Annotated in this window: 19 protein-coding genes and 5 tRNA genes; 15 read left to right on the plus strand and 9 right to left on the minus strand. The window is 49.8% G+C overall.

Annotation, left to right across the window (positions count from 1 at the left end):
- Positions 1–73 precede the first annotated feature (73 nt).
- The 3 genes from Enr17x_RS14475 to Enr17x_RS14485 all read left to right on the plus strand — a co-directional run bounded on the left by Enr17x_RS14475 (position 74) and on the right by Enr17x_RS14485 (position 2,589).
- Positions 74–409 (plus strand): hypothetical protein, encoded by a 336-nt coding sequence (locus tag Enr17x_RS14475; protein WP_145309865.1) that lies wholly within the window; start codon positions 74–76, stop codon positions 407–409.
- A 494-nt stretch (positions 410–903) separates the two neighbouring features.
- Positions 904–1,662, plus strand: coding sequence for a cupin domain-containing protein (locus tag Enr17x_RS14480; protein WP_145309867.1), 759 nt, complete (start codon positions 904–906; stop codon positions 1,660–1,662).
- 69 nt (positions 1,663–1,731) lie between these two features.
- Positions 1,732–2,589: an SGNH/GDSL hydrolase family protein gene (locus Enr17x_RS14485; RefSeq protein ID WP_145309869.1), complete on the plus strand. Its 858-nt coding sequence runs from the start codon at positions 1,732–1,734 to the stop codon at positions 2,587–2,589.
- 20 nt (positions 2,590–2,609) lie between these two features.
- On the opposite strand, the gene Enr17x_RS14490 is transcribed toward Enr17x_RS14485, so the two are convergent.
- Together Enr17x_RS14490 and Enr17x_RS14495 are read right to left on the minus strand one after the other, a co-directional pair.
- Positions 2,610–3,740: a zinc-dependent alcohol dehydrogenase family protein gene (locus Enr17x_RS14490; protein ID WP_145309871.1), complete on the minus strand. Its 1,131-nt coding sequence runs from the start codon at positions 3,738–3,740 to the stop codon at positions 2,610–2,612.
- 31 nt (positions 3,741–3,771) lie between these two features.
- The gene (locus Enr17x_RS14495) at positions 3,772–4,734 is read right to left on the minus strand and encodes a hypothetical protein (RefSeq protein ID WP_145309873.1); all 963 of its coding nucleotides are present in this window, start codon (positions 4,732–4,734) and stop codon (positions 3,772–3,774) included.
- A gap of 590 nt (positions 4,735–5,324) precedes the next feature.
- Between Enr17x_RS14495 and Enr17x_RS14500 the strand changes: the two genes are divergently transcribed.
- Positions 5,325–7,040, plus strand: a complete 1,716-nt coding sequence (locus Enr17x_RS14500; RefSeq protein ID WP_145309875.1) for an MFS transporter — start codon at positions 5,325–5,327, stop codon at positions 7,038–7,040.
- On the opposite strand, the gene Enr17x_RS14505 is transcribed toward Enr17x_RS14500, so the two are convergent.
- Positions 7,027–8,211, minus strand: a complete 1,185-nt coding sequence (locus Enr17x_RS14505) for a sialidase family protein (RefSeq protein ID WP_145309876.1) — start codon at positions 8,209–8,211, stop codon at positions 7,027–7,029. The genes Enr17x_RS14500 and Enr17x_RS14505 overlap by 14 nt on opposite strands.
- A 390-nt stretch (positions 8,212–8,601) precedes the next feature.
- On the opposite strand from Enr17x_RS14505, the gene Enr17x_RS14510 reads away from it, so the two are divergent.
- The 3 genes from Enr17x_RS14510 (at position 8,602) to Enr17x_RS14520 (ending at position 14,134) form a co-directional block, all read left to right on the plus strand.
- Positions 8,602–11,832, plus strand: coding sequence for a DUF1553 domain-containing protein (locus Enr17x_RS14510; protein ID WP_145309878.1), 3,231 nt, complete (start codon positions 8,602–8,604; stop codon positions 11,830–11,832).
- A gap of 58 nt (positions 11,833–11,890) precedes the next feature.
- The gene (locus Enr17x_RS14515) at positions 11,891–13,288 is read left to right on the plus strand and encodes a DUF1501 domain-containing protein (RefSeq protein ID WP_145309880.1); all 1,398 of its coding nucleotides are present in this window, start codon (positions 11,891–11,893) and stop codon (positions 13,286–13,288) included.
- A gap of 150 nt (positions 13,289–13,438) precedes the next feature.
- Positions 13,439–14,134, plus strand: coding sequence for a GntR family transcriptional regulator (locus Enr17x_RS14520; RefSeq protein ID WP_145309882.1), 696 nt, complete (start codon positions 13,439–13,441; stop codon positions 14,132–14,134).
- 18 nt (positions 14,135–14,152) lie between these two features.
- On the opposite strand, the gene Enr17x_RS14525 is transcribed toward Enr17x_RS14520, so the two are convergent.
- Positions 14,153–14,683, minus strand: a complete 531-nt coding sequence (locus tag Enr17x_RS14525) for a carboxypeptidase-like regulatory domain-containing protein (RefSeq protein WP_145309884.1) — start codon at positions 14,681–14,683, stop codon at positions 14,153–14,155.
- A 66-nt stretch (positions 14,684–14,749) separates the two neighbouring features.
- A complete protein-coding gene (locus Enr17x_RS14530) occupies positions 14,750–15,844 on the minus strand; it encodes a DUF1559 domain-containing protein (RefSeq protein WP_145309886.1) in 1,095 nt (364 codons plus the stop codon).
- Between the two features lie 523 nt (positions 15,845–16,367).
- On the opposite strand from Enr17x_RS14530, the gene Enr17x_RS14535 reads away from it, so the two are divergent.
- The 6 genes from Enr17x_RS14535 to Enr17x_RS14550 all read left to right on the plus strand — a co-directional run bounded on the left by Enr17x_RS14535 (position 16,368) and on the right by Enr17x_RS14550 (position 17,529).
- A tRNA-Phe gene (locus Enr17x_RS14535) sits at positions 16,368–16,439 on the plus strand.
- 21 nt (positions 16,440–16,460) lie between these two features.
- Positions 16,461–16,533: transfer RNA gene (locus Enr17x_RS14540), tRNA-Glu, on the plus strand.
- 28 nt (positions 16,534–16,561) lie between these two features.
- A tRNA-Ser gene (locus tag Enr17x_RS29620) sits at positions 16,562–16,646 on the plus strand.
- 73 nt (positions 16,647–16,719) lie between these two features.
- Positions 16,720–16,805, plus strand: a tRNA-Ser gene (locus Enr17x_RS29625).
- A 22-nt stretch (positions 16,806–16,827) separates the two neighbouring features.
- Positions 16,828–16,900: transfer RNA gene (locus Enr17x_RS14545), tRNA-His, on the plus strand.
- A 32-nt stretch (positions 16,901–16,932) separates the two neighbouring features.
- Positions 16,933–17,529 carry an HNH endonuclease gene (locus Enr17x_RS14550; protein ID WP_145309888.1) on the plus strand — a complete coding sequence of 199 codons (597 nt, stop codon included), beginning with the start codon at positions 16,933–16,935 and terminating at the stop codon, positions 17,527–17,529.
- A gap of 50 nt (positions 17,530–17,579) precedes the next feature.
- Here Enr17x_RS14550 and Enr17x_RS14555 read toward each other — a convergent pair whose 3' ends face one another.
- From Enr17x_RS14555 to Enr17x_RS14570, 4 genes are all read right to left on the minus strand, one after another.
- The gene (locus Enr17x_RS14555; RefSeq protein WP_145309890.1) at positions 17,580–20,360 is read right to left on the minus strand and encodes a COG1361 family protein; all 2,781 of its coding nucleotides are present in this window, start codon (positions 20,358–20,360) and stop codon (positions 17,580–17,582) included.
- A gap of 270 nt (positions 20,361–20,630) precedes the next feature.
- The gene (locus Enr17x_RS14560) at positions 20,631–21,560 is read right to left on the minus strand and encodes a DNA integrity scanning protein DisA nucleotide-binding domain protein (RefSeq protein WP_145309892.1); all 930 of its coding nucleotides are present in this window, start codon (positions 21,558–21,560) and stop codon (positions 20,631–20,633) included.
- Between the two features lie 358 nt (positions 21,561–21,918).
- Complete coding sequence (locus Enr17x_RS14565) at positions 21,919–22,797, minus strand: DUF6263 family protein (protein WP_145309894.1); 879 nt, start codon at positions 22,795–22,797, stop codon at positions 21,919–21,921.
- 124 nt (positions 22,798–22,921) lie between these two features.
- Positions 22,922–23,782 (minus strand): NAD(+)/NADH kinase, encoded by an 861-nt coding sequence (locus tag Enr17x_RS14570; protein WP_145309896.1) that lies wholly within the window; start codon positions 23,780–23,782, stop codon positions 22,922–22,924.
- A gap of 282 nt (positions 23,783–24,064) precedes the next feature.
- On the opposite strand from Enr17x_RS14570, the gene Enr17x_RS14575 reads away from it, so the two are divergent.
- Positions 24,065–24,748, plus strand: coding sequence for a hypothetical protein (locus Enr17x_RS14575; protein WP_145309898.1), 684 nt, complete (start codon positions 24,065–24,067; stop codon positions 24,746–24,748).
- A complete protein-coding gene (locus tag Enr17x_RS14580) occupies positions 24,745–25,587 on the plus strand; it encodes a sugar phosphate isomerase/epimerase family protein (RefSeq protein WP_145309900.1) in 843 nt (280 codons plus the stop codon). The genes Enr17x_RS14575 and Enr17x_RS14580 overlap by 4 nt, the downstream gene beginning before the upstream one ends.
- The last annotated feature ends 8 nt before the right edge of the window (positions 25,588–25,595 follow it).

Consider the following 25,595-nt stretch of genomic DNA (forward strand, 5'->3'; position numbering starts at 1 on the left):
GCTAATATATAAAGTAACTTAAATATTAGCAGGCGTAGCTACGGTTGTCACTGAAAGAAAAGGAGAAAACGCGATGGAAGCAGAGACTGATGCTTATAAACAGGGAAAACGACAGAGTGAACTGGATGTTGCTCAGGGGTGTCCACGATTGTATTGGGGGACCCGCGGTAGCTGGGGGGAGTTGCTTACGCGCCTGATGGCAGAGCGATTCCAGGTGACCGTACAGCATGTCGGATGTATCTCAACTGAATCGCAACGCGCCTATGAGCGAGGGTATAACAAGATCACGAGCGAGTATATCGATCGGACCTTTGGTGAGGGGGCCTTTCAAGAGGTCATGGATGAAGTGACACGATATCGGGAAGAAAGCTATCGTCAATATCTTCAGGACAGAGACAAAAACGAATAGATGAGCGTGACGATTAGATTTTTTGCGGATTAGGAAAGCGATAGATCATTCACTGGTGGCAAGCCACCAGTGCCACCCCGGGCGCCGAATTTTTGTTGTGATAGAATTGTAAAATAGACCTCGGGTGGCACCGAATGAAATTCGGTGTTGTCATAGACAACAGGAGGTTTGGATGATGCTTGCTGGTTTGTAACAACATGCGAAACTCGATTTTTACAATGGGAGTCAATTGCTGTAAGACCGATTTTCCTGGATCGAGTCGTTATTCTGTCACCTCCTGCTCGCTGCGCTCGGCCCGAATTGCATTCGGGCCTACCCCTTTTGCTTATTTTCGAAGAATTTTTCCCTGCTTCAGAACCATTGAATCTGACTTGGGTCTATGAGATAGGAGTTGAGTTCGAATTTCGTAAATCTGAGCGGCATTTTTGAGTGAAATCGTGATATGATAGGCGTGGCTCAACGTGCTGCTCGAAATTGAACAGAAAGAGAATGCGATGAAAGATGATTTCCTGGAATGGCCCGCGGATTCCATTTGTCTGAATCCGGAATCTCTGGATCTTTCTGCTTTGTCGCGGGAAGTCTATCGACGGACTTGTCGGACCGATTTTCACGAGCCGGGATTTTGTCTGGTGAATCTGGGGTCGGCACTCGATTCGCATACCTTTCGACGGATCATGGTGGATCTCAAGCAGGAGATGGCGGCGATTCATGAAGCAGACGCGGGAAAGACATTCCACTATCTTTCTCTGGGACGCTTTGATCAGCAGACTTCGACGAAGCCGCACCTGGATAGTGGCCCTGAGGAATGTTTTCTGATGCTGGGTTACGAGCCGAGCGAAGTGGCGAGTGTGTTTGAAATTTCTGACTACTCGAAATGTGCATTTGAGATGGAGCTGACGCCACAAGAATTTCTGGCGAAGCATAACCCGATGTTTCAGTCGGGATACGAGATATTGCGCCCTTATACGACGCGGGTCCCCTGCTTTTCTGAAACCGACTATCAGATTGTCTGTATCAATAATTCTTTCGCTCCCTTTTCGATGGAAAAACCGGTCTGGCAAGGCACGTTGCATACGGCGACGGTAAGGACTCCCGATGAATCCAAACGCCGCGTGATCAATTCGACGTTGATTGCTTCAGTGCCAATGGGAGCGGAAACAGTCGTTTCAAAATCGGATGAGCAAGAGTTCGTCGAAACGACCCTAGTACGCCGCCGAGATTATGGTACATTACAGCGAGATGATGATGTGTGACTATCAATGATAAACTTGTTAACGCTTTCTAAAGTGGCTTTATATGGTTACAAGAGTTAGGAATCGCGAGTGAATCCGATTGTCTATCACATTGCCTCGGGGCAGGCTTTCTTTACGGGAGTCGCGTTGATCATCCTCGCGGCCCTGTTGTCGTTGCGTGAGCATCGCCTCGCACGGCGGTTGATGGTGCTTTCGTTCCTGTTGGGAGTGATCGCAGCGGCGGTTTCTTCGACTCCCCTGCCCTGGTGGTTGTATGGGATTATGGGAGTGGTCACGCTGGTCTGGCTCTGTTCCGGTTTCGTGAAGAAATCGCGTCGTGCGGCAGCTTATGCAGTAATTGGTGTGTGGCTTGTTGGTCTGTTGCTGGAGGTGCCTTCTCATCTGACGCCGGGAGTGAAGCCGGCCGCATCGCGCAGTTTGACGGTGATTGGGGATTCGGTGACCGCCGGTCTGGGAGATGAAGCGACCGAAACATGGCCGCGGATTCTGGAGCGGACGCACGGCATCGCGGTGCAGGACCTGTCGCATGTCGGGGACACGGTTAGCGCAGCCCGGAAGCGGGTGATGGAGACCGAAATTGAATCGCCGCTGGTTTTGCTGGAAATTGGCGGGAATGATCTTCTGGGTTCGACGACGACGGCGCAGTTTGAAAAAAATCTGGATGCACTGTTATCCGAACTGACATCGCCGGGCCGTCAGCTGGTAATGCTGGAACTGCCGCTGCCGCCGTTTTATCATGAGTTTGGCCGCATTCAGCGTGCGCTGGCGCGGAAACATGGTGTCAAACTGGTACCGAAGCGGGTGTTTCTGTCGATCATCGCTGGCGGAGGTGCGACGCTGGACAGTATTCATCTTTCGCAGGCAGGCCATCAGAATATGGCGGAGGTGGTGTGGCAAATTCTTGCGCCCGCGTATTCGACTGACTGATCTAGAAGGGCGTTCCCTGTTTATTTCTCAAACGTGACGACCTGCCGGACTGCGGCACCGGTGGCGAGGGCGTCGAAGGCGGCGTTGATTTCGTCGAGTTGGATCGTGCGTGAGAGGAGTTGATCGACGGGGAGCAGACCGGCTTCGTACATGGCGATGAATCGAGGCAGGTCCCGACGGGGAACGGCCGAACCCATGTAGGAGCCTTTGATGGTGCGTTCTTCGGCGACCAGACTGACGGCGGGGATCGAGAACATTTTGTTCGGATGCGGCAGCCCGATCGTGATGGTGGTGCCGCCCCGTTTGGTAGCAGCGTAGGCCTGTTGCAGGACCAGTTCGTTGCCCACGCTTTCGAAGGCATAATCCACGCCGTTGGTAATGTCTTTGATCATGGTCACCGGGTCTTCTTCACCGGCGTTAATCAGGTGTGTTGCCCCTGCCTGCGCAGCGTGTTCGAGTTTTTCGGGCAGCAGATCGATGGCGAAGATCGTTTCGGCACCGGCGGCGCGGGCACCCATGATGGTACTTAAGCCGACACCACCCAGACCGAAGACGGCGACGCTGGAGCCGGGTTCCACTTTCGCGGTATTGACGACGGCCCCGACGCCGGTCATCACGGCGCAGCCAAACAGGGCGGCGGTGCTGAGGGGGAGTTGCGAATCGATCTTGATCAGCGATTCCTGGGCAACGACCGTGTGTTCGGCAAAGGCGGCGACGCCGAGGTGGTGGTTGATTTCCTGACCGGACAGACTGCTGAAGGGACGACGGCCGGAGAGCAAGGTGCCGGCGATGTTGGCCTGGGCGCCGGGTTCACATAACGCCGGACGACCGGTGGCGCAGGGCAGACAATGACCACAGAGGGGAACGAACGAGAACACGACGTGGTCATCGGGTTTTAAATCATGGACCCCGGGGCCGACTTCGCGGACGATGCCGCTGGCTTCGTGTCCCATAACCATCGGCATTACGCGGGGACGCGAGCCGTCGATGGTCGAGAGATCGGAATGACACAAACCAGCGCCCGCCATTTCAACGAGGACTTCCCCCGGCCCGGGATCGGCGAGCTTGACTTCTTCGACAACCAGCGGTTTTGTCTCGGCGTAGGGAGTCGGTTTTTCCATTTCGTAGAGTACGGCGGCTCTGGTGTGCATGGTGAGACTTTTCTCACTTTTTTAAGAAATATTATTGATCAGGTTGAACGACAAAACTGAATTCTCCCCCTTTGGGATCCCGCAAACGTAAATCCGTTACACGAGCCCCCAGGGGAAGCGCAAACTCAAACTCTTCTGACGGGATGGTTGCTTTTGAGTTGAAGGAATCAACTGTGATTTTGCAGCCATACCTAAAGTGTGGGTGATTCTGATAAAAGCATTTGATGTCCCACGATTGGGGGATGCGGCCAAAGTTGGCATTGTGATCGTACTGAAACTGATAAGCCACGACTGTTTTACCAGATCTTTGTTGTACATATTTCATCACGACACACTCATGATCCCGGGGAGCCACCCACAAACGTTTGAGTCCGCGTGAGTCTGATTTCTCCAAGACCGTACAATCGATTCCCTGAATCTGTTCCGTCTGAGAACGGGGAGTGAAACTGGTGAGAGTTGTTCCAGCTATGGGATCCCCGGCCAGTAGAGACCAGCGCAAGGGGGCAAGATTCGTAATGCGGGAGATCGTCAGTGATTTCGGATCATTGAGAATGGTGATGTGGGAAGTTCCCTCAAACAAAAAAGAACTCACTGCGGTTTTGCCATCGGTTACCCTGGTGTGATCATGATTATACATCTGTTTTAACTGAGGGAGAGGACGGCGTCCCCATAACCGGCAGCGAAATCGAGGTAAATCAAGCAGCAGTGCATATTGCATTCGGTAAGTGATTTTTTCTTTCATGTATCGAAGTGTTTCTGCTTCTGTCAACAATACATCTTCATCATCGAATGTGGATTTCATGAATGAGAGCTTATTGGAAGTGACATCGGCTGAGAGTTTCAATTCCATCGCCTGCAGCCGTTCGCGGCGCTGGTTCCAGGTCTGGTTGATTTCCTCGATCGTGAGAGGATGCGTTTCTGCTGCAGATACGAGATTGTCGGCAATAGACCATACGAGTGAGGAGAGCAGGAAATACTGACAAATACGATGCATGCCGGAGCCTTTCCGTTTGGTGGGCGGACATTCTTTGATTCGAACCATCGAAATAGTAAGCAAAATTAGAATTCGAGACCAGTTCAGTTTGTACTGTTCCGAATTTACATCCCTTTGATCGCTTATGAAGCGTTCATGAAGTCCTTTAAACCATTCATGATGTCCATAGAATGTACTGCGAAGGCGTTTGATAACGAGCGAACATGCGAGGTGAATAGAGTGAACTATAGCGAGCGGCGAATTTGAGTATACTCTATCATTGTTGAGTCAAACGAATGTCGAAAACGGGTTTACCATCGATTTCTCTGCTTGTGTAGCAATTTGAAACAATTGAGCTAACTGCTGAAAACAGAGGGCGATAAATTAAGCAAGAATGTTATGTCTCGCGCGCCCGACGTTATCTCCGCATAGCTTATTTCGAGTCAGCATCCTGTCAAGCTGTTGATCGGGAAGTAAGTTCAGCGGCTGTGCACCGCGATTTGTTTCGTGGTTCCCGTCGGTTTGAGTTGGCGCTCGTTTTCATATCAGTATGCTGTTATACTGCTGCATCAAAATTTGCTCACCGACCCTGAAGGAAAGTTGAGAGACTTATGGCCAGTGTGGAACCGACCAAATCGTACGTGCGTTATCGCGTGATTTTTGCCTGCATGCTGATGGCGATTCTGTTGTATCTGGATCGATTCTGTATTTCCTTCGCCGAGGTCTTTATCAAAGATGAGCTGGGTTTGACCGATCATCAAATTGGCATCCTGCTCGGTTCATTCTTTGTTTCCTATGCATTGTGTCAGGTCCCTTCCGGCTGGTTCAGCGACCGTTTTGGGGCGCGGAAAATGTTGACGCTCTATATTCTGATGTGGTCTCTGTTCACGGCTATGACAGGATTTGCGACCGGCTTCATCATGCTGTTAATATTTCGTCTGGGGTTTGGATTGAGCCAGGCCGGCGCCTATCCCACGAGTGCCAATATCGTCAGCAAGTGGATGCCTTTAACGGAACGCGGGTTTGCCAGCAGTATGGTCACCGTCGGTGGACGGATTGGTGGCGCACTGGCGCCGGTGTTGACCGCGTTTCTGATTATCCTGTTCGTGCCGATGTCAGAATCCTCGGATCTCAAGTCCGGGGATATTATGAATCCACACAATCTGGCAGAGACTTTCCTGGAGCGGGTAAATGAAAAACAGGAATTTGAAACGAAGATCTACGAACAGCTGACACCGGGAGATAGAGCATATCTGAAAGTGGCAGTTGACGATCCAGACATGAAAACGGGGACCGCTGAGGAAGAGGAATTTATAGCGAAACTGAATTCCATCTTACAGAAAGAGTCACTGTATCACCCGCAAGAGTATGCAGGATTGAAACTGAACCAGCAAGCGGAACAATTATTGAATGTGAACCCCGGGGAAATGAGTCTGGAGCAGTCCTCCCGATTGAACCGCCTGTTGTTTGAAGCCCGCTATTATTCCGATGTACGTAAAGTACAGGGAAAAGGCTGGCGGAAAATGATGATGACGTATGGCGTCGTCGGTATCCTGATCGCGGCGATGTTCTGGTGGGTGATTCGTGATTATCCCCGTGCCCATCCCTCCTGTTCCAAGCAGGAACTGGAGCTGATTGAGGATGGGCGTCTGGAAGAGGACAAAGATCATTCCAAGCAGATCGGCGGAATTCCTTTCAAGGCAATCACAGCGAATAAGAGTCTTTGGCTACTGTCTCTATCGCAATTCTGCACAAACGTGGGTTGGCTGTTTCTGGTGACCTGGTTGCCGCGCTACTTGGATGAGGCGTATCAGGTTCCTTTGGAAGAGCGCGGGAAGATGATCACGATCGCACTGGCGGTGGGCTGGTTTGGAACATTGTCTGGTGGAAAAGTGACGGACTGGTTGATGAAACGCATCAGCTTGCGTTGGAGCCGCGTTTTGCCGATTGCGATCTCCCGTTTTACGGCGATGGCCGCGTATCTGGTGTGTCTGCTGGAGATCTCTCCCTGGACCGCGGTAGTCATGTTTTCGATCGTCGCGTTTTCGACTGATTTTGGTTCGCCCGCAATGTGGGCCTTCAATCAGGACATTGCCGGCAAACATGTGGGGTCGGTTCTGGGCTGGGGAAATATGTGGGGAAATCTGGGGGCGGCGGTGGCTCCTTCCTTAATGATCGCGGTGATTGGCGAGGAACATCACTGGAACATGGCTTTTGTGACGTGTGCGATTGCGTTCCTCATCGCGGGGGTGGCCTCTCTCTGGGTGGACCCTGCTCAGACTCTGGTTGTGGAAACGGATGAGGATGAAGAGATTAAAGAGACTTAGCCCAGATCGCGCCGATATCAGAAAGTTTCAAACGTACGCTGAGAATGTATGGGGCTTTGCCTTTTTCCCAATGGCCGTAGGTGGTGAGGATGAAAGTACCATCAGGGAGAACTTCAACGCCGGGGTAGGCACAGTCGGCGCCTTTGGTGTTGTCTTTTAGACGCACATGGTACTGTCCTTCTTTGCCGTTAACAAGATCGTCGTAGGTGCCGACCCAGGCAACCCAGTCTCCTTCGGTGGGAGCGGTATGACCTTTGGGAGTTTTACTGCGAAAGGAAATCAGCAGCCGACCGCTGATGGGATCGTATTTTCCGGTGTGGCGATCGCCGTTGAGAGAACCGGGAAGATCACAGGGGGCGGTCCAGGTTTTGCCTTCATCGTTGGAGAAGATGATTTGCGAGTTGTGACGACGGCTGTTTTCGCGTAAGAGGACGGCGAGTTGTTTGCCGTCGGGAGAACGAATGATGCCGGGTTCACAGATATGGTAGTCGGAGGATTTATGGATTGCCTGGGGATCAGACCAGGTTAAGCCGCCATCTGTGGAAAGGCTTTTATAAAGTGTGAACGTTACGGGGGTCGATTTCATAGAATCTTTTGCGATAAAACGACCGTCGTCGTGAAACAGAGCCATGTAATGCCCTTTGCCGGTTTTGAGCGGTTCGACACAGCCCATGACGACGATGCCGCCCCAGTCGCCGACCTGCTTGAGTTCGCTCCAGGTCTGGCCATCATCTTCGGTGACTGCTAAACGAGTTGGATAGAGGCCGGAGAACATGATGATCCGTTTTTTACCATTCGCATCAATGACCCGGTGCAGTGTGGGAACTTCGCGTGAGGTCGCCCAGGATGCGGGCGTCGGCAGACGATCACTCCAGGTTTTACCGGCGTCGTTGGAGCGTTTATAAACGATGCCCCCTTTTCCATGCCCTTTGGGATAAACGCAGAGCATGGTTTTATTGTCTTCCAGCAAAACGGTTGTGGGATGCCCCAGGTATTGTCCCTCTTCGCGGTCGACGATGATTTGCCGCTCTGTTTCATCGTTGAGGTCAACGTAGGGAATGGTGAACCCAGGTGCTTGCGGTTCCGCAGTGAACGCTGTGTTGACCGTGAAGCAGATCGTAGCGACGAGAAGCAGGAATCGTGTTGTCAGAGCAGATGCTTTCAGTAACATGTGAGGTCTTTCTTTCTCGTGCTGGTTAACTTAAGACAATGGTGTATTCGCCGACTCTCAGCCTACCGAGGAATGAACGGCGCTGCAACTTTTTCTGAATTGTCAGTCTGGTGAAGTGGTTTGAGAAGAAGGTACCTCAGAGAGAGAGCAAAGCGTTGTGTGTTGTCGGCGGCTGGAAATCATGAAAAAACAGGCTGAAATCGGGACTGAACGGTGCAAATCGACGGATTGGGAAGCCTTTTTTAAATATTATATTGTTATTCCCGGTTTTTCCCGATAGGATATAAGGCATACTTGATGTATCTGGTTGTGGATCAACGAGATACAGTTGAGTGATCCTCAGCCGGCGCGGCTTTATCCCACCTGACTTTTATCATCGTAGACATGACTATGAAAACTTTGCAAAAAGTGACCGCTGTCATCGTAATCACAGGCCTGTTCGGTTTGTTCCTTCCGGAAGTTTCAGCGAAGGAAGCACAGCCGGATCAGGAAGGGCTCGATTTCTTTGAAAAGAAAATTCGTCCGGTTCTGATTCAGCATTGCTACGAATGTCATTCCGCCGACTCCAAAAATCTCAAAGGGAGTCTGCTGCTCGATACCAAGCAGGGAACCATTGACGGCGGAGATTCGGGAACGGCTCTCGTGCCGGGAAAACCTGCCGAAAGTCTGCTACTGGAAACAATGCGTTATGGTGAAGACAGTTATCAGATGCCTCCCAAGGGGAAGCTGCCTGATGATGTGATCGCGGATTTTGAAAAATGGATCGCGATGGGGGCCCCCGACCCGCGTAACGAAACAAAAAAGAAACAGGTCAAAGCAGAAATTGATTTTGAGAAGGCACGAGAATTCTGGTCTTTTCAGCCGCCTAAGTCTCATCCGGCTCCCAAGGTCAAACAACAGAATTGGCCTGTGAACAAGATCGATTCCTTCATTCTTGCGGCTCAGGAAGAGCAAGGTTTTTCTCCTGCTCCGGCTGCGAAGAAGCAAACACTCGTTCGCCGTGCCTATTTCGATTTAATCGGACTGCCTCCGACTCCACAAGAAGTGGAACAGTTTGTCAAAGACAGTTCTCCCAATGCCTATGCCCGTCTGATTGATCGCCTGCTCAAGTCGCCGCATTATGGGGAACGCTGGGGACGGCACTGGCTGGATGTGGCACGGTATGCAGAAGACAATACGAATATGGGACCACACAATGGGCCTTATCCGCACGCGTATCGCTATCGTGACTGGGTGATTCAGGCATTGAATGACGATATGCCTTACGATGAATTTGTTATCCGTCAGTTGGCGACCGACTTTCTGCCGGAGACGGGGCCGGAAGACTATCCTGCTCTGGGATATATGGGGCTAGGGCCTTCGTATCATAAAGAGGTCGCATTATCACAGGTCACTCTGGAAAACCGTTATGCAGATGACTGGGAAGACCGCGTGGACAGTTTGTGTCGTGGTTTACTGGGGCTGACGATGGCGTGTGCCCGTTGTCATGATCATAAGTATGATCCGCTGACAGTTGAAGATTATTATGGCATCGCTGGTGTGTTCGCATCGGTACGTCAGACGACACGGCCGATTATCCCCGATGAAGAAGTCGCGAAAACGCAGCCTGCGCGAGACAAGGTGGAGGCGTTGACCAAAACCAATACGGATCTGACTGCAAAAATTAAAGCGTTAAATAAACGGAATGTGGTTCTGAAACAGGAAATCAAAAAAGCGGGCAAGACGGAATTCGCGTTGATCGCACCCCGTCCCGATTTGAAGAAACAGACGACAGTCACATTTCCGATTCCGCCAGAAGAACTGAAACAGAACACAGCTTTGATAGCCGGTTACAATAAGACAATTAAAGCGAACAAAGCAAAAGCGGCAGAAATCAAGAAGGCGACTCCGGGCTTTGATCTTCCACTGGCTGATGCGCTGACGGAAGAGCAAGTGCGAGTGGAAGAGATTACTGAAGACCGGATGAAGATTGTCTATTATCCGAACAAACCACGCGATTTGAACGTGTTTATTCGCGGGAATGCCGGAAACCTCGGAGAACTAGTGCCGCGCCGTTTTGTACGCGTGCTGTCTGATGAGAATACTGAGCCATTCAAGAACGGCAGTGGTCGTTTGGAATTAGCACGGAGCATTGCCAGTCGGGACAATCCATTGACGGCACGCGTGATGGTGAATCGAGTCTGGCAGCATCATTTCGGCGAAGGTCTGGTCGATACGCCGAGTAATTTTGGCAAAACCGGTTCCCTGCCCAGCCATCCCGAACTGTTGGATGATCTGACAGTCTGGTTTATGAACGAAGGTTGGTCGCTGAAGAAGTTACATCGTTTAATCATGCTGTCAGCGACGTATCGTCAATCGTCAAACGTTGTGTTGACCGATGCACAGAAGAAGCAGGATCCGAATAATCGTCTGCTGTCCTACTTCAATCGCCGACGTCTGGAAGCAGAAGTTTATCGTGATGCTTTATTGGCCGCGGGAAATAATCTGGATGCCACCCAGGCGGGGCCTTCGGGGGATATTGATGATCCGACGTTTCATCGGCGTGGAATTTATGCCAATGTTTCCCGACATAAATTGAGTACGTTTCTGCAGTCATACGATTTTCCTGATCCTGCGATTCATGCCGCCCGCCGTTCGAAGACAACGACACCGTTACAGCAGCTGTTTGTCTTAAACTCTCCGTTTGTGAGACAGCAGGCACAGCAGTTAGCAAAGCGATTTGAAGGAGAATCATCGGAACAACGAATTGACGGTGTCTATCAAGTATTATTCTCCCGGGCTCCAACACAGAAGGAAACGCAGATTGGTTTGCAGTTTATCGAACGGGCTGGTCTGACTGATGAACCCAAGCCTGCTGTGGAGCAGATTCCTACCTTTGCCGGCAAGCGAATGAGAGCCGATGTAAAAGAACTGGGCGATTCTTATTCAGTTGAGCTCTGGGTTAAAAATCAGATTCCCAATGACAAACGCATCATCACAGGCTATTTCTTCTCTCGCGGGAAAGACTCTGCTGCGAAGGCGGCGGGTGATCATCTGGGGATTGCCGGCAAGTATCGACCGAACAAAGCGGGCCGCCTGTTTTTCTATAATGGAGATCAACAGCGGCAGTCGTTGTTTGGTAACACGGTGATCAAGCCGGGTACGTGGAATCATGTGGTTTTCATTCGAGATCAGCAGAAGATTCAGGTGTATCTGAACGGGAATCCGAAACCGGAAATCAGAGGTGAAGCAAAGCCGGGATATGAATCGGGGGTTTCCGAAGTCATTATCGCCGGTCGGAACGACAATTTCTCGAATTTCCAAGGACAGCTCGGCGCGGTAGCGCTGTTCAACCGGGTGTTGAGCTCAAGTGAAGTTCAGAAGCATTTTCAGTCGGCGAAACTTGAGAAAGATCAGTTATCGCACGCAGAATATGTAGCTTCGATTTTAGAGTCAGACCCTCTCTCCTGCTGGCCTTTACGGACGGACAATCCGAATCTGGCGCAAGCCGCTGATATTACAGATAATAATCATGATGGCATCTACGAAGGCCGCCAAGTGAGCGACCCGAAGCAACTTACTCCCTGGCAGCGCTATTGTCAGGCATTGTTGTGCAGTAATGAAATGATGTTTGTTGACTGATACTAAAATCGGTCGATGAAAGCAGTTTTCATTTTTTATTGATAAAGAGTTATCGAATATGATCAATTCCAATTCGCAGAATGTATTCAGCCGCCGAAAAATGCTCCAGAGTGTTGGGGGCGGTTTTGGGATGATGAGTCTGGCCGGAATGCTGGCGGCTTCAGAAGCTTCTGCAGCTACGAAAAAGAATCCACGGCAAACGCCGCATTTTGCTCCCAAAGCAAAGCGTGTGATATTCCTGTTTATGAGCGGCGGTCCTTCCCAGGTGGATACGTTTGACCCGAAGCCGGCTTTGAAGAAATATGCGGGCCAGCGTCCGAAATCGGCTGACATTCGCACGGCTTCCAAAACGATGGGGCTGCTGCCTTCGCCGGTAAAATTCATCAATGCCGGGAAGTCAGGAATTCCCGTTTCCGAGCATTTTCAGCATCTTTCGAAACATGTCGACGATATGGCGATCATTCGTTCGATGCATACCGACTTTCCCAATCATGCCCCTGCTCTGTGTATGATGAACCTGGGAACCTTAACACCGACACGGCCCAGCCTTGGTTCCTGGCTGACATACGGGCTGGGGACCGAGAATCAGAATCTGCCCGGCTTCCTGGCGTTGTGTCCGGGGAAACCGGTGGTGGGACCAAAATTATGGGGGAGCGCATTTTTACCTGGAAAGCATCAGGCGACTCACATCAATAATAAAGATCTATCTCCAGAGCAGATGATTCCCTACCTGAAGAATGAAGCGCTCTCTTCCAGCGAACAAAAAAAGCAGCTGGACTTGGTGCAGGCAATTAATAAGCAACATCTTTCATCTCGCGCCGGCGATAATGAACTGGAGACGCGGATCAAGTCGATGGAGCTGGCCTATCGAATGCAGTTTGCTGCGACCGATGCGTTCGATATTTCACTTGAGCCTGAGAAACTGCAAGAGGCATATGGTAAGAGTGAGTTCTCGAAGGCCTGTTTGTTGGCGCGCCGATTAAGTGAGCGTGGCGTACGGTTCGTGCAGGTCTATTACGGAAATCGTCAACCCTGGGATACACACAGTAATCACGATAAGAGCAACGAACGTTTGTGCAAAGATATCGATCAGCCGATTGCACAATTGATGACAGACCTGAAGCAACGCGGATTGCTGGATGAGACGTTGATTGTCTGGGGGGGCGAATTCGGTCGAACCCCCACGGCGCAAGGTGGGATAAATGGCCGCGATCATAATCCGTTTGGCTTCTGCATGTGGATGGCAGGAGGCGGTATCAAAGGAGGGACCATTCATGGTGCCTCGGATGAATTCGGGTTCCGGGCGATGCAGGATAAAGTTCACGTCCATGATCTGCATGCGACAATCCTGCATCTGATGGGAATCAATCATGAACGATTGACCTATCATTATTCCGGACGTGATTTCCGTCTGACAGATGTGGCGGGCGAAGTTGTTCAAAATATCATTGCCTGATGCTTCATATCAACAGGGGGCGATGCGTTAAACTCCTTTAGGGGAAGTTTTAGAACGTCCTCTTTTATCTCCCCGGTTAATCATATATAATATACGTGCTCTGTTAGTCCGTTTATTATAAGCCTTTACAAGGTGGCTTGAGGAAAGATTATGTCGACAACCAATCTACCCGGATCATTTTCAATGGTTCCCCGAGGAAATATCCGCGAGGTTGTTGTTCAGAGAATTCTGACGGCTGTCATTCGAGGTGAATTTCCGATTGGTCATCGGATGGTGATTCAAAATCTGGCTGAGCAATTCGGGGTGAGTGCGACTCCCGTGCGCGAAGCGCTGGTGGAACTGGCTTCGATCGGGATTGTTGAGAATCTACCAAATCGCGGGGCCGTGATGCGTGAATTTGGCGTCACACAGATCCGTGAAATTTACCAACTGCGTCGGATTCTTGAAGTGGAAGCGGTACAGACGGCGTGTGGGAAAATTGAGCCGCGATTACTGGCTGAACTGTCAGAGCAATTTACTGCCATCGCGAAAGAGCCTCGTGATGCAAGCTGGTCGCAGAAGGCAATGGCTTTGGATATCCGATTACATAGTCTGATCGCCGAGCATTGTGGGAGTGTGCGGCTGCAGGATGAACTACGTCGCTACAACACGCTGATTCAGGCGATCCGAGAAGTCGTTGATAATGAGAGTCAGGCTCAGGAGAAAGCATTATCAGATCATGCGGCGATCATTAAAGCCTTGCAGAAAAATGATTGCGACAAAGCCGCTTCGGAAATGGAACAGCATATCCGGAATACGGCGAATCTGGTTGAGAAACTGATGCAGGACCGATTGCAGACTAAGTAAACGCGAGTTTGCCGGCGATTATTTCAAATCAAATTGAAACTCGTTTTCCTGATCTGCGACAACCGTTGCTTCCAGTTCTGAGACTGTCACGTCAGAGTACTGACGCGGAATCAGTTGCTTCAATTCCGGTGGTGTTTGCGTCTGTGTGAGGACTCCACCCCCCGACACAATCCGATCTGCTTCTGTTACTTTGGCCTGGTATTCCGCTTCCGTCATTTTCCCCGGCGGGACCATTTTCAAAACGGTGACTTTGTATGTTCCTGGAATCACTCCTTTTTTTTCCGTGCGCGCACCAAAATAGGATTTGAGCTCGAATTGCCCTTTTTCATCCGTGATCGCATTGATAGTGGCATTCATTGAGGGTTTCGTGGCAGTAGTGGAAAAAACAATCGAAGCCCGTTTGAGCGGCTCTCCCTTGTAGGTCACGGTCCCTTTGACGGAGGCGGTATCAGGAATATCAAGAGATGCAGACGAGCAACCAACTGCTAAGCCGAGGACGAGCAGGAGAAGCAGAAATTCTTGTCGGGCGAAGTACTGCGAGAAAAACATGATCATCTCTTACTGGAACGAATGAGGTATAAAGTTAAGATCAACGAATGGTTCAGAGTTGTAGAATTAAAACTCGCCGATCGTCTCGCGCCCCTGTTTGGTACCGAGGGCGCCCCAGACGCCATAGTTGCTGGGACCTGTGGTGGCAGGAGCTGCTCCCAGGTTTCCAGTATCGATATTTTCACTGATGAAACGGACTGCACCATCTGCCATCAGGATATGGGCACCGCCTTCGTGGTAGCTGCTGGAACTGGCGAGAGCCCAGCTGTCGCCGTGCGTGTTGGACATACAGGAAGGACTGTTCGGGGGGAGTACTGTGCAGAAACCGGCAAAATGGGGTTGTCCGTGTTGCCACATGCCACCCATGTGTCTGTCTCGCTGGACGCTTTGTCCGGCGTTGTAAAGTCCGCCACTGGCGGTGGCAAAGCAGGTGTTGGGGGCTGTCAAAACGGAACTGATCCCATTGGCGGCGAGTCCGCGAACGTCACGGTCATTTCCGGAGTAGATGCCCCGCTCTGCCAGCATAATGGTGTTGCTGCTGCCATCGATAATATCACGCATTCGGGTGCTGGACTGAAATCCAAACATACCGCGGGTGTTTCGGACGCCCCAGTTGTTGATGGTGTCTCCCATACAGAAGACATAGCTCTGGGGAACTGTCCATCCGAAGTTGCGATACGTGGCTGGGGCAGGATTGGATGGACAAAGAATTAAAGTGAGCTTGACTTTCCAGGGGGCATAGCCACCATCGTCTCTAGATGAACCAAATGCCGGGTAACTTCCCAGAGGCGAGGAAATTTGATTGAACAATGGTGCCTGATCAATGTATGGCAATAACCCAATAAATCCGCTGACACGACTTTCGTTTCCAGTGCCAAACGAACCCGTTCCACATCCATCTGTGACAGGAGATCCACCAAAACAGCGACCATTGGCAGTCCCTCCCATCATGTGGACAAAAACGCCAAATGTATCATGGTAGTTGTGTAACGCCAGACCTAACTGTTTCAGATTGTTTTTACAGGTCGATCGACGTGCTGCTTCGCGTGCCTGTTGAACCGCCGGGAGCAGGAGGGCAATTAAAATCGCGATAATGGCTATGACAACCAGTAATTCGATTAGTGTAAACCCGTGATGTTTTTGAGGTCTGGATAACCACATTTTTTAGCCCTCAATAATTAGAGTAATAGAAAACAACGATTAATTAGACATCCGTTATAATTAGATTAATTATATGATATATAATATATGATATAAAATTCGTGTTCAGGTCAAGAGGGATTGATCAAATCGGTGAAGATTTTGTGGAATCCAATTGCGGTCGTCTTCTGAAAAGTACGGAGCTTGAGCAGGGAATGCTCTGTCTACCGGGAACTTCGAATTCTTCCTTTGTGATTCAAAAATTATGAAATCTCATGCGAACTTTTATTCGGCAGGTTCGTCTTAGTCATTAGTGGAAGCAATGCAAGTTACTCATGGAGCATGAGTTGGTTCTTTTTTTCGAAGTACAGGCTTTACAGTGATTTTGAACGACATGGCAAGTAAATTCAGCTTGAGTAATGACGATCTTTCGTTCTCCCGAGGAACAGAGGAAAGTCATCCGCTCCGTTTATAACATCTGGTCATAAAGAATCTGATTGTTGATCTGGCCTGGTGTTTTTGGAGCATCAGGCTTTTTTATCAGGGATCGGTAGCTAAGATGGTATAGCGGCGATCTGAAGAATCGCAGACGAGGATTCGAGCACCTCCCGATCCACTTACAGCTGGAGAGATTTTTGCCCCGTTGGTCTAATGGCAAGGATACCGGCCCCTCAAGCCGGAGACGCTGGGTTCAATTCCCGCACGGGGTATTTATATTGTTAAGAGTCAATCTGATACGGAAGTCATCCGGCTGGATGAGGGCCCGGTCTTGAAAACCGGTGGTGCAGCATAGTACTTGTGGGTTCGAGTCCCACGGCTTCCGCTAGGAATCTGGCGATGTGAAATTTCTGGGCGTCTTGCAGAAATCAGGCCGGATTTGAGAAAAATTGTTTTGAGGAAGGTAGCCGGATATGGCTCGCCGGACCGCACTGCTAATGCGTGTGCCCGTTTGGGCATGTGGGTTCGAATCCCATGCCTTCCGCTTTTGGTTAGAATTCGATATGGTGTTCGTAGTGTAATGGTTAGCACGTAACACTGTGACTGTTAAGGAGGCGGGTTCAATTCCCCTCGAACACCCTTGTTTATAGAATTACAGGAATGGTGAAATCATGGTGGTATCAACGCTGCAGCGACCAACGCTGATACTCAATCGGAACTGGCAACCGGTTGGTGTGACAACGGTGGCACGTGCTGTGGTTAAAATCTGGAATGAAACGGCACGCGTGGTTGACCCTGCCGACTACCAGACCTACTCCTGGTCGGATTGGGCACAGTTCCAGCCCGAAGATAATGAATTATCGATCCAGAGCAGTCATTCCCGATTTCGGGTACCTGAAGTGATCACTCTGTTGAAGTACGATCGGGTGCCTCGCAATGTAGTCACATTCAGCCGGCGTAACGTTTTTAAACGTGACCGGTTTACCTGTCAGTATTGCGGTTGCCAACCCGGTAGTGAAGAACTGACGATCGACCACGTGCTGCCACGTTCCCAAGGTGGTGAGACCTCTTGGGAAAACTGTGTGCTGGCGTGTGTTGAATGCAATTCGTGTAAGGCGGCTCATACGCCTCGTCAGGCAGGGATGAAGCTGTTGAAAGAACCAGTGCGTCCCAAGTGGAAGCCATTTTACGCGATGCAAAGCATTCGAATTGACAGCTGGTCCCGGTTCATCAGTGAAACATACTGGAATGTAGAACTGGAATCATAAAATGAACAAGTGCTTCTGTTCTTGAAACGGGAGCACTTGTTTTTGAATTTCTACTGCAACTTTTCCAACACAGGAATCGCTTCTTCCTGGTTGAGTGGTTTTTGCATCTGCTTCGACTGGACAGATACTAAAACGCGGGCATCTCCTTTGTTTTGTGCTGAGAATGAGAGCTCAAAGTTTAACGCCTGCTTCGCCGGTAATTCCTGAGCAGGTTCAAAGATGATGTAAGAGCCTGCCTGCTTGTAGCGAACTGGACCTTTGGCAGCGAGAAAGACCAGCTCATTGGGGATCTTGACGCGAAATTCCACATGGGTGGCAGAGGCGCTTCCCTGATTCACAAGCTGAATCTGCATCGCCATTTTTTCACCGACTTCAAGTGGCCCCTTTAACTCACTGGTTTCTACTTTCAGTAATGGCTGGCCAATGACTGTGACTTCTGACTGCAGGTTGGCCGAATATTTTGTGTTGTTGTCGGTGACGACCTGGACTGTGCTGATCAGTTTACCAACTTCAATGGGTTCCAGTTCAATCGTCAGAACGCGTTGCTCACTAGCTGCTAACTCCGAGATATCCCACTGGACGACGTTCCGGACCGTATCAAACTGCCCGTTGGCTGAGGCAGTGATGAACTTCATGCCGGGAGGGACTGATTCGAAGACGGAGATATTCTGAATTGGTCTTTCTGTGTTGTTTGCGATGGTGTTTTCGTAGACACCGGAACGCCCCAGATATCGGTTCTTCGGACCTTTGCGAGTTAATAAAAATTGTTCGCCGTTTCCAATGACCTTCAGCGGAACTTCAGTTTCAGCTTTAAGATTTCCGTCTCCCATTACACTGGAGATGTTTTTGCCGGCGCCGGGCTTGATTGCTTTAAGTTTCAATTGAACCTGTTTGGATCCGCCGGCAGGAATAATTCCAACGTTATATTCCAGATCATCGCCGCCAGGGTGAGTGAATTGTGGTGGGATGATGCTACGAATGTAAACGTTATTGGCATCGCCTGTGCCTGAATTGGTAATGGTATAATTGACGACGGTAATCTCGCCCGGTTTGACGGCTCCCGGCTGGTCCGATTGAATTGCCAGTTTAGGAGAAGTGATTTTTGTTTCAGAGGCGACTTCCGTGACAAAATTCACGGTTGCCACACTGCCGATTTGTCCGGCGGTTTCAGGAATGACCCGAATGGAAATTTTCTTTTCTGTACCAGGGCTCATTTCTCCCAGTCGCCAGATTATGCGATCTTTAATCTGTTCTGCACGAGGAATCGTACCGGTTAATTTCGCCCCTTTGGGGATACGATCTTCGACCACGACGTTCTGAGCAGATGTGGTGCCGCTGTTTTTGACGAGCACGTGATAAATAAATGGCTGTCCCAGTATAGCTTCGGGAGGAGCTACTTTCTGTATTGTCATCTTGGGAGATTGCGTCTTTTGCTGGGCTGTCAACTTTGCCGGCTCTTGGGGAACGGGTTGATTTCCCTCGACGAGATTCAATGGTTTTGGTTCCGCTGCAGGAGAAATCTGGATCGGCTGTGGTGTGGATGTATTCTGTGCTCTTGTTTTGCCTTCAATCGGAAAAAGCGGAGGTTCCTCGGGGGCAGGCTCTTTGCGTTTCTTTATTACAACGATATCTGAGGATTCTGACGAGGATGTCTCTTCTGGCTGGAGAGTTGTTTGCAGTGGCGCCGGACTGGGGTCTTTGGCAGTTGTCTGAGGTTCCTTCGAAAAGGGATTGGTTTGCTTTTCCTCGCTTTTCGCTGAATTTGATGGAGTACTTTCAGGCAACTTCAATTCGAGTACCGGAGCCGGTTCTACTTGTTCTGCAGCAGGCTCATTACCAAACGGGTTGAATTCTGGTTCGACTTTCGGGGCTGGTAATTGAGCGGGCGAAGTCGCAAGCGGCTTCGCTTCAGGTGCTTCCTCGGACTTGGGAACTGTCATGAAGGGATTGGAGTCAACTTTGGGAGTCTCGGGGAGGCTTCCCTCTTTAATTTCAAATGGAGAGTCATCAGTCTCCAGTTTTGTGGCGGGAGACGTATTTCCCGAAAAAGGGTTCTCCTGGCTTTCCGGTTCCGTGTTACTCGTCATCGGTAATTCAGGTGTGGGAGACAAAGTTGGTTTTGCCGGTGCTGTTTCCTGCTCAAAAGGACTGGCAGGTGTGGGAGCATTTGAAATTGATTCCCGAGGTGGAATTGTTGTTTTTGTGTCGTCGGAGGCAGGTGTATTTTCGAAGTTATTATCCAGACCAAACTGTGGGCCGGCTTTGAAGTCTGATTCCAGGGGGGCTGCCATAGCCTCTTTCTGCTTTTCTGTAGCAGCTGGCTGTGCGGATTCAGCAAAGGGATTCTCATCGAAGTCTGGGGTTTTCAATGCGGGAGATTCACGAAAATCCAGACCTTTGGCAGGGGCATTGAAGGCGTTTTTATCTTCGGGTTCAAACTCATTTTTATCCAGGTGGTCGAGGGCTGACTTCTCTGTTGCTGCTGTGAGTTTGATTTTGGAAGAAGCTGAGGTTGCATTTGGGGCGAAGGGGACTTCTGATTTTGACTTTATCGGAGTGGCATTTTTTGCTGCCAGTTCAGAAAGTTCGGTTGGTACCTTATCGCGAGGTATGACGATCTCGCCGGCCTGGGGTTCTGTCTGTTCGGGCGGCATTGATGGCTCAGACTGTTCGCCTGCCGATTTCGAATCCGCTGGTTCGAGTACATCCAGTTGGCTCATCTGGTTTTCAATATTACCAGACTGGATCCCTTTCTGTGCCTGGAGAAACATCAAGACGCCGAGGCCTACGACACCAGTGACGGCGATGAGTTTGATCGCTACATTCGACATGGGACTCCCTTCCCGCTGAACAAGCTCTTAAAAAACACAGAATTACCAGACGGGCCACTCACTTTATGTTTATTAAAGTCAGATATATGGAATGGCCCTGCCATCGCTCAGAGTCGTCATCAAAACGGAAACCGAACGATGTTCGCATTGTGCGAGGGTTTCATAGCAAATATTACAATTTAAGGGAAGAGAATATTTGGGAAAATCTGCGTATCTGCTTATAAAAGACGATGATAGGTTCAGGGGTAATCCTGATGGGGCCATCGTATTTTACTCAGACTGAGGGGGTTCGGTATCAAAATCGAACCATTTCATCGCACTGCTCATTGGCTCAATTCGCAGGACGACATAACCATCCTGAAAGATCCGGACGGTCCCCGTTGATTCAGAGACCGCAATGGCGATGGCACCGGTTTCTTTGGAGATCGCAGCGGCAGCCCAGTGGCGGGCGCCAAGTCCTTTTGAGAGGGTTAATCCCTCAGCAGAAGCATTTAAAATCCGACCGGCAGACTGGACGATCCCATCTGAACTGATGATGAAGGCACCATCGATTTGTGCCAGTTCTTTCATGCTCTCTTTGACACGGGGGTTGCTCACCAGACGCTCTTTTTGCGAGTAGCCTTTGAAGGGGTCGTGAACCTGCTCGTGCGACAGAGATAAGACTTTACGATGGTTTCCGACGACAAATAAAGCACCAACTGGCTTTCCTTCGCGCCCTTCCCGTCCAATTTCGACTGCCAGGTCTACGACGGTTCTTAATGTCTGGAGTGGAACTTTGGTTTCGAGACGCTGTAAATCGCGAGAGGTCAATTTAGCCAGATGATCAGCAAGACTTACGATACTCAAGGAGTCTGCGTGTTCTCTTTCAAAGCCAGCATAGAGGGCAATAATGCGATCGCCGGATGCCAGGATTTCATCAGCAATCGCCTCCAGAATAGCCTGACTGATCTGAACCTGCCTGGTTTGCGGCTCGTGAATGAGAGGAACCAGTGCGATGCCATCTTCTTGTGCGGCGCGCTGGACATCGGGCTTATCGGAGGAAACTACGAGTCGTAGTTTGCCGAGTGATTTACTGATTTCCAGAAAATCATACGGGATATCAGCCAACAGGAAGACGACTTCAATCTCACAATCACTGGCCAAGCGCTTGGCTACTTTCAGCAAGCTTATTAATTGTGGAGAAAGCTCAACCCGTTTCATGTCCGTTCTCAATAGAAGCTGTGATTATTATATCGCGTCTTTTCGATTTCGTCGAAGTCCTGCCTTTCTTTAGCGGCATCCACAACATTTTCCACGTCAAAATACATGAATTACGGTGGTTGTTCAGGATGTGTTCACATTTTGATGAACAAGGCCTGAGGGCTAAGAGAAGTGGTAGTCTGCAAGGGCTTACATACCTTCATGGCGATCTCTAAGTGTAAAATAATTGTTGTCAGCGTCAACACATAAGTACTTGTCAGAATTCAAAAAAAGCAATACCGGGGCAAGAAAGTACCTGAAAGGTTGCGAGATCACCAATCCTTGATCTTCTGGTATGCTTTTCCGTGAGGGAAGTTCGTTATTTTGTATCAGAATCAGTGTCTTTCTGAGCCAGGCTTGTTGGGTCGACCAGAGTTTCGATACGGGTCGAAACAGCTCGCATTGCGCCCTTACCGTCGAAGACTCCCACTTGTGCTTTATCGAGTGAAACGTCCTGTGAAAGGATAATTCCACGGTCGAGGTCCAGTTTAATCGTTCCGGAGGGGGTCTTCTGAATGAGTTGGAGCCCCAGCTTAGGATCATTCAGGCGTAACAGAATTTTAGTTTTAAAGGTGATGACCGCGATCTGGTTTTCAACGGAATCCAGCGTAAAGGTTCGGCGGATCGGGACTTTTTTCCTCAGTTTTTTACCAACCGAGACTTCCACGTCATATTCTTCCTTCCAGGAATCACCAATTTTCACCTTGTTTTCAGGAAGCGGAATCAGAAATCCCTGGTTTTGCACTTCAGGCTTGTCATCTTTAGTAACGACTTGTCCCAAGGGGCTGTAGACGATTCGCGTTGGCTTGCCGATGGTGGCCCGAATCTTCTCGTATTGTTTCAGGTCTTTTTGTGAGGGATCTTTCGAGTCGAAGGTCGCAGGCACTTCATCATCAAACTTGGCACTCATTTTGACACGATCAATCATGGTTTCCAGTGTGCCATTTCCCTCATCGTCGACCCAGATCACCCGATAATGCTTCAGGGTGTTTGCAGTATTAATTGTCGTCTGTTTGTCTTGGTTAAGTTGAACGACGATAGTGTTCTGTGAATCCACATTGTAATGGACAAATTCGTTGGGAGTGAATTTATAGCGGAGCGAATATTGAGTGGCGTCCTCTTCTGCAAACGTAACCGGTAATGCTACCGTTGACAGGCTCAGCACAAATGAAAGTACACAGAACACAAAAGACCGCATCAGGGACTCCTTCCCTCTAAAAATGATTACCAACTTCTCCATAACCTGTGGTGAGATTATCAGATCGGAGATTTTATGGGGAGGCCATTTTTGCCGCAGAGAGGAGAAATTTTGAGTAATCAGGCTACTCTGCCCCATATTTAGGCTGCCCGCCCCAGCCTAATTTACGATTGAGTCGGGAATAGTAGTTGAATCCCGGAATTCGCGCGAGCTTAAACGTGACCGATGCTTTGGTAATTTCCAAGCGATCACCCGCTGAATAAGGAACCTTGATTTGCCCGTCAATGACCAGCATCGCCCCCTCGGGGACATTTGCAGCGGTCAAAGAGTAAAGGCAATTCGCATTATCAACCAAAGGTCGATTCGATGGCGTATGCGGGCAAATCGGAGTGATCACAAATGCCTGCAGGTCCTGTTTCAGAATCGGGCCTCCTGCGGACAAACTGTGGGCAGTCGATCCAACGGGAGTGCTGATGATCAGCCCGTCTCCGCTGTAGGTAGTGACCAGTTCGTTATCCACAGCCAATTCGACATCAATCATCGACAACGCCCCCGCCGAACTGATGACGACCTCATTCAGCCCGAGATAGGAATCGACGGTTCCATCTGCCTTAAAATGCTTACATTCAAACATTAGGTGTTCGACGATTTTGTATTTTCGCTCTAAAATCAAGGCGAAATTCTTACAGAATCCCTCCGGTGTCAGGTCTGCCAGAAAACCCAGCCGCCCAAGGTTGACGCCGATCATCGGCAGTTGTTTGAGCCGCATCTGACGGCACGCTCTGAGAATGGCACCATCGCCCCCTAGGACAACGACCAGATCGACGTTCGAATCATCGGGATAAAAATCTTCGATGATCGAAACCGCAGAGACGTAAACCGAGGATTGTGCTTGAAGGTGATTATGAATCTGTTCCCACGCCGATTGAATATGCGCGCTTTGGTCCCGTAACAGGAACATTAAATTAAGAGGCGAATCAGGCATGTTTTACTTTCAGCACAGAATCAAAGGGAGATGGACCCGGTCGTGTGTCAAGCATTATACGCGCCGATCCTGTGGTATCCAATGTCCCGAGTCCCGTTCTCGTGCAAGGCAGATCAGATTTGTAAGTAAAAATGAGTAGGATTTACCGCTTTCCGAGACTGTTCTCTTTAACAGCGAAACAAATCAGGAGATAGTTCGCGGAAACTGTGATTTTCTCGCAGGATCAGCTACGATAGTATTTTCAAGCAGAATTTTCCTGACTTTCATCAATAAAGCGTTTTCATGAATTATTTTGCGCACGGGATGAGGTTCGTCGATCGTCCCTATTATCTAGTGGGAACTGCCCTGCCCGACCTGTTGGCGGTGGTTGATCGTCGCGTCCGTCTACGGATGAAAAATGTGATTCCATTTACCGGCGATGATTCAACCATTCAGGCCGAAGTAGCATCCGGAATCCAGCAACATCTGGAAGATGATCATTGGTTTCATTCCACGCAAGGCTTTCTGGAAACCAGCACCGATTTATCGCTCCTGTTCCGTAAACTCTTTGCCGACGATGAGTACGCACGGGTTGGATTTCTGGGGCATATTGTTACCGAGGTCCTGCTGGACGGCGTGTTAATGGATCAGAACCCCGGATTGATCGACCAGTATTACGCAGCCTTCGAGCAGATTGATCCGGTGGAAATCGAACAGGCAACCAATAAAATGGCCACGAAAAATACGGATCAGTTAAAGCTTTGGCTGGTGCATTTTTCTAAAGAAGGTTTTTTAAGAGATTACCTGGATTCACAAAGACTGTTGGTACGCTTGAATCAAGTGATGAAACGGGTCAAACTACAAGCATTACCTGCGGAAACTATTTCCATACTGAAGACAGGCCGAAGAATCGTAGAAAAGCGTCTCGACGATTTATTGCCGCCTGAGCATTTTGAATCTCAATTGATTGAAAGAAAACAACTATGAAGTACGGCTTGAATATGCTGCTTTGGACATCCGATGTGAATGAATCGCATTTTGGACTGCTGGAACAGATTAAAGGCTGGGGCTACGACGGCGTCGAGCTGCCGATTTTCGAAGCCGATGAAAAGAAGTTTTCGCAGGTTGGCAAAAAACTGTCTGAATTAGGTTTAGAGTGTACTGCCGTCACAGTCTGCACGCCTGATGAAAATCCCATTTCCCCCGATGCGAAAATCCGTGAAGCCGGCCTGGAACGACTGAAACGCATGCTCGATATGTGTGCCGCTTCAGGAGCCACTCATATCTGTGGGCCGATTCACTCTGCTTTGGGTGAATTCACCGGCGCCGGACGGACTGCCGACGAATGGAACTACGGCAAAGAGACCTTGGCGAAAGCAGCCGACTATGCACAAACTCTTAACGTGACTCTCGTCTGCGAATATTTAAATCGCTTCGAATGTTATTTCCTGAACTGTGCAGAAGACTGTGCTCAGTTCACACGCGAAGTGAATCATCCGAACCTGAAGATGATGTACGATTCGTTCCACGCGAACATTGAAGAGAAATCAATCACTGGGGCCGTCAAAGCCTGTGCTGATCAGATGGTACATGTCCACATTTCTGAAAACGATCGCTCCACTCCGGGTGAAGGCGGCGTGAACTGGGACGAAACGTTTTCTGCTCTGAAAGAAGTCAACTACGATGGCTGGTTGATGATTGAAGCCTTCGGACTGGCATTGCCCGACCTGGCAGCCGCCACTCGCATCTGGCGGAAGATGTTCCCGTCAGAAGAGCATTTAGCAACCAAAGGTCTGGAATTTATGAAAACCCGCTGGGAAGGATAACGTTCCCG

The organism is Gimesia fumaroli (assembly GCF_007754425.1).
In the GTDB taxonomy this organism is placed as follows: domain Bacteria; phylum Planctomycetota; class Planctomycetia; order Planctomycetales; family Planctomycetaceae; genus Gimesia; species Gimesia fumaroli.

Coding starts and splice junctions, on each gene's coding strand:
- Enr17x_RS14475 (WP_145309865.1), top strand. CDS start 74: ATGGAAGCAGAGACTGATGCTTATAAACAGGGAAAACGACAGAGTGAA.
- Enr17x_RS14480 (WP_145309867.1), top strand. CDS start 904: ATGAAAGATGATTTCCTGGAATGGCCCGCGGATTCCATTTGTCTGAAT.
- Enr17x_RS14490 (WP_145309871.1), bottom strand. CDS start 3,740: ATGCACACCAGAGCCGCCGTACTCTACGAAATGGAAAAACCGACTCCC.
- Enr17x_RS14495 (WP_145309873.1), bottom strand. CDS start 4,734: ATGCATCGTATTTGTCAGTATTTCCTGCTCTCCTCACTCGTATGGTCT.
- Enr17x_RS14500 (WP_145309875.1), top strand. CDS start 5,325: ATGGCCAGTGTGGAACCGACCAAATCGTACGTGCGTTATCGCGTGATT.
- Enr17x_RS14505 (WP_145309876.1), bottom strand. CDS start 8,211: ATGTTACTGAAAGCATCTGCTCTGACAACACGATTCCTGCTTCTCGTC.
- Enr17x_RS14510 (WP_145309878.1), top strand. CDS start 8,602: ATGAAAACTTTGCAAAAAGTGACCGCTGTCATCGTAATCACAGGCCTG.
- Enr17x_RS14515 (WP_145309880.1), top strand. CDS start 11,891: ATGATCAATTCCAATTCGCAGAATGTATTCAGCCGCCGAAAAATGCTC.
- Enr17x_RS14520 (WP_145309882.1), top strand. CDS start 13,439: ATGTCGACAACCAATCTACCCGGATCATTTTCAATGGTTCCCCGAGGA.
- Enr17x_RS14525 (WP_145309884.1), bottom strand. CDS start 14,683: ATGTTTTTCTCGCAGTACTTCGCCCGACAAGAATTTCTGCTTCTCCTG.
- Enr17x_RS14530 (WP_145309886.1), bottom strand. CDS start 15,844: ATGTGGTTATCCAGACCTCAAAAACATCACGGGTTTACACTAATCGAA.
- Enr17x_RS14550 (WP_145309888.1), top strand. CDS start 16,933: ATGGTGGTATCAACGCTGCAGCGACCAACGCTGATACTCAATCGGAAC.
- Enr17x_RS14555 (WP_145309890.1), bottom strand. CDS start 20,360: ATGTCGAATGTAGCGATCAAACTCATCGCCGTCACTGGTGTCGTAGGC.
- Enr17x_RS14560 (WP_145309892.1), bottom strand. CDS start 21,560: ATGAAACGGGTTGAGCTTTCTCCACAATTAATAAGCTTGCTGAAAGTA.
- Enr17x_RS14565 (WP_145309894.1), bottom strand. CDS start 22,797: ATGCGGTCTTTTGTGTTCTGTGTACTTTCATTTGTGCTGAGCCTGTCA.
- Enr17x_RS14570 (WP_145309896.1), bottom strand. CDS start 23,782: ATGCCTGATTCGCCTCTTAATTTAATGTTCCTGTTACGGGACCAAAGC.
- Enr17x_RS14575 (WP_145309898.1), top strand. CDS start 24,065: ATGAATTATTTTGCGCACGGGATGAGGTTCGTCGATCGTCCCTATTAT.
- Enr17x_RS14580 (WP_145309900.1), top strand. CDS start 24,745: ATGAAGTACGGCTTGAATATGCTGCTTTGGACATCCGATGTGAATGAA.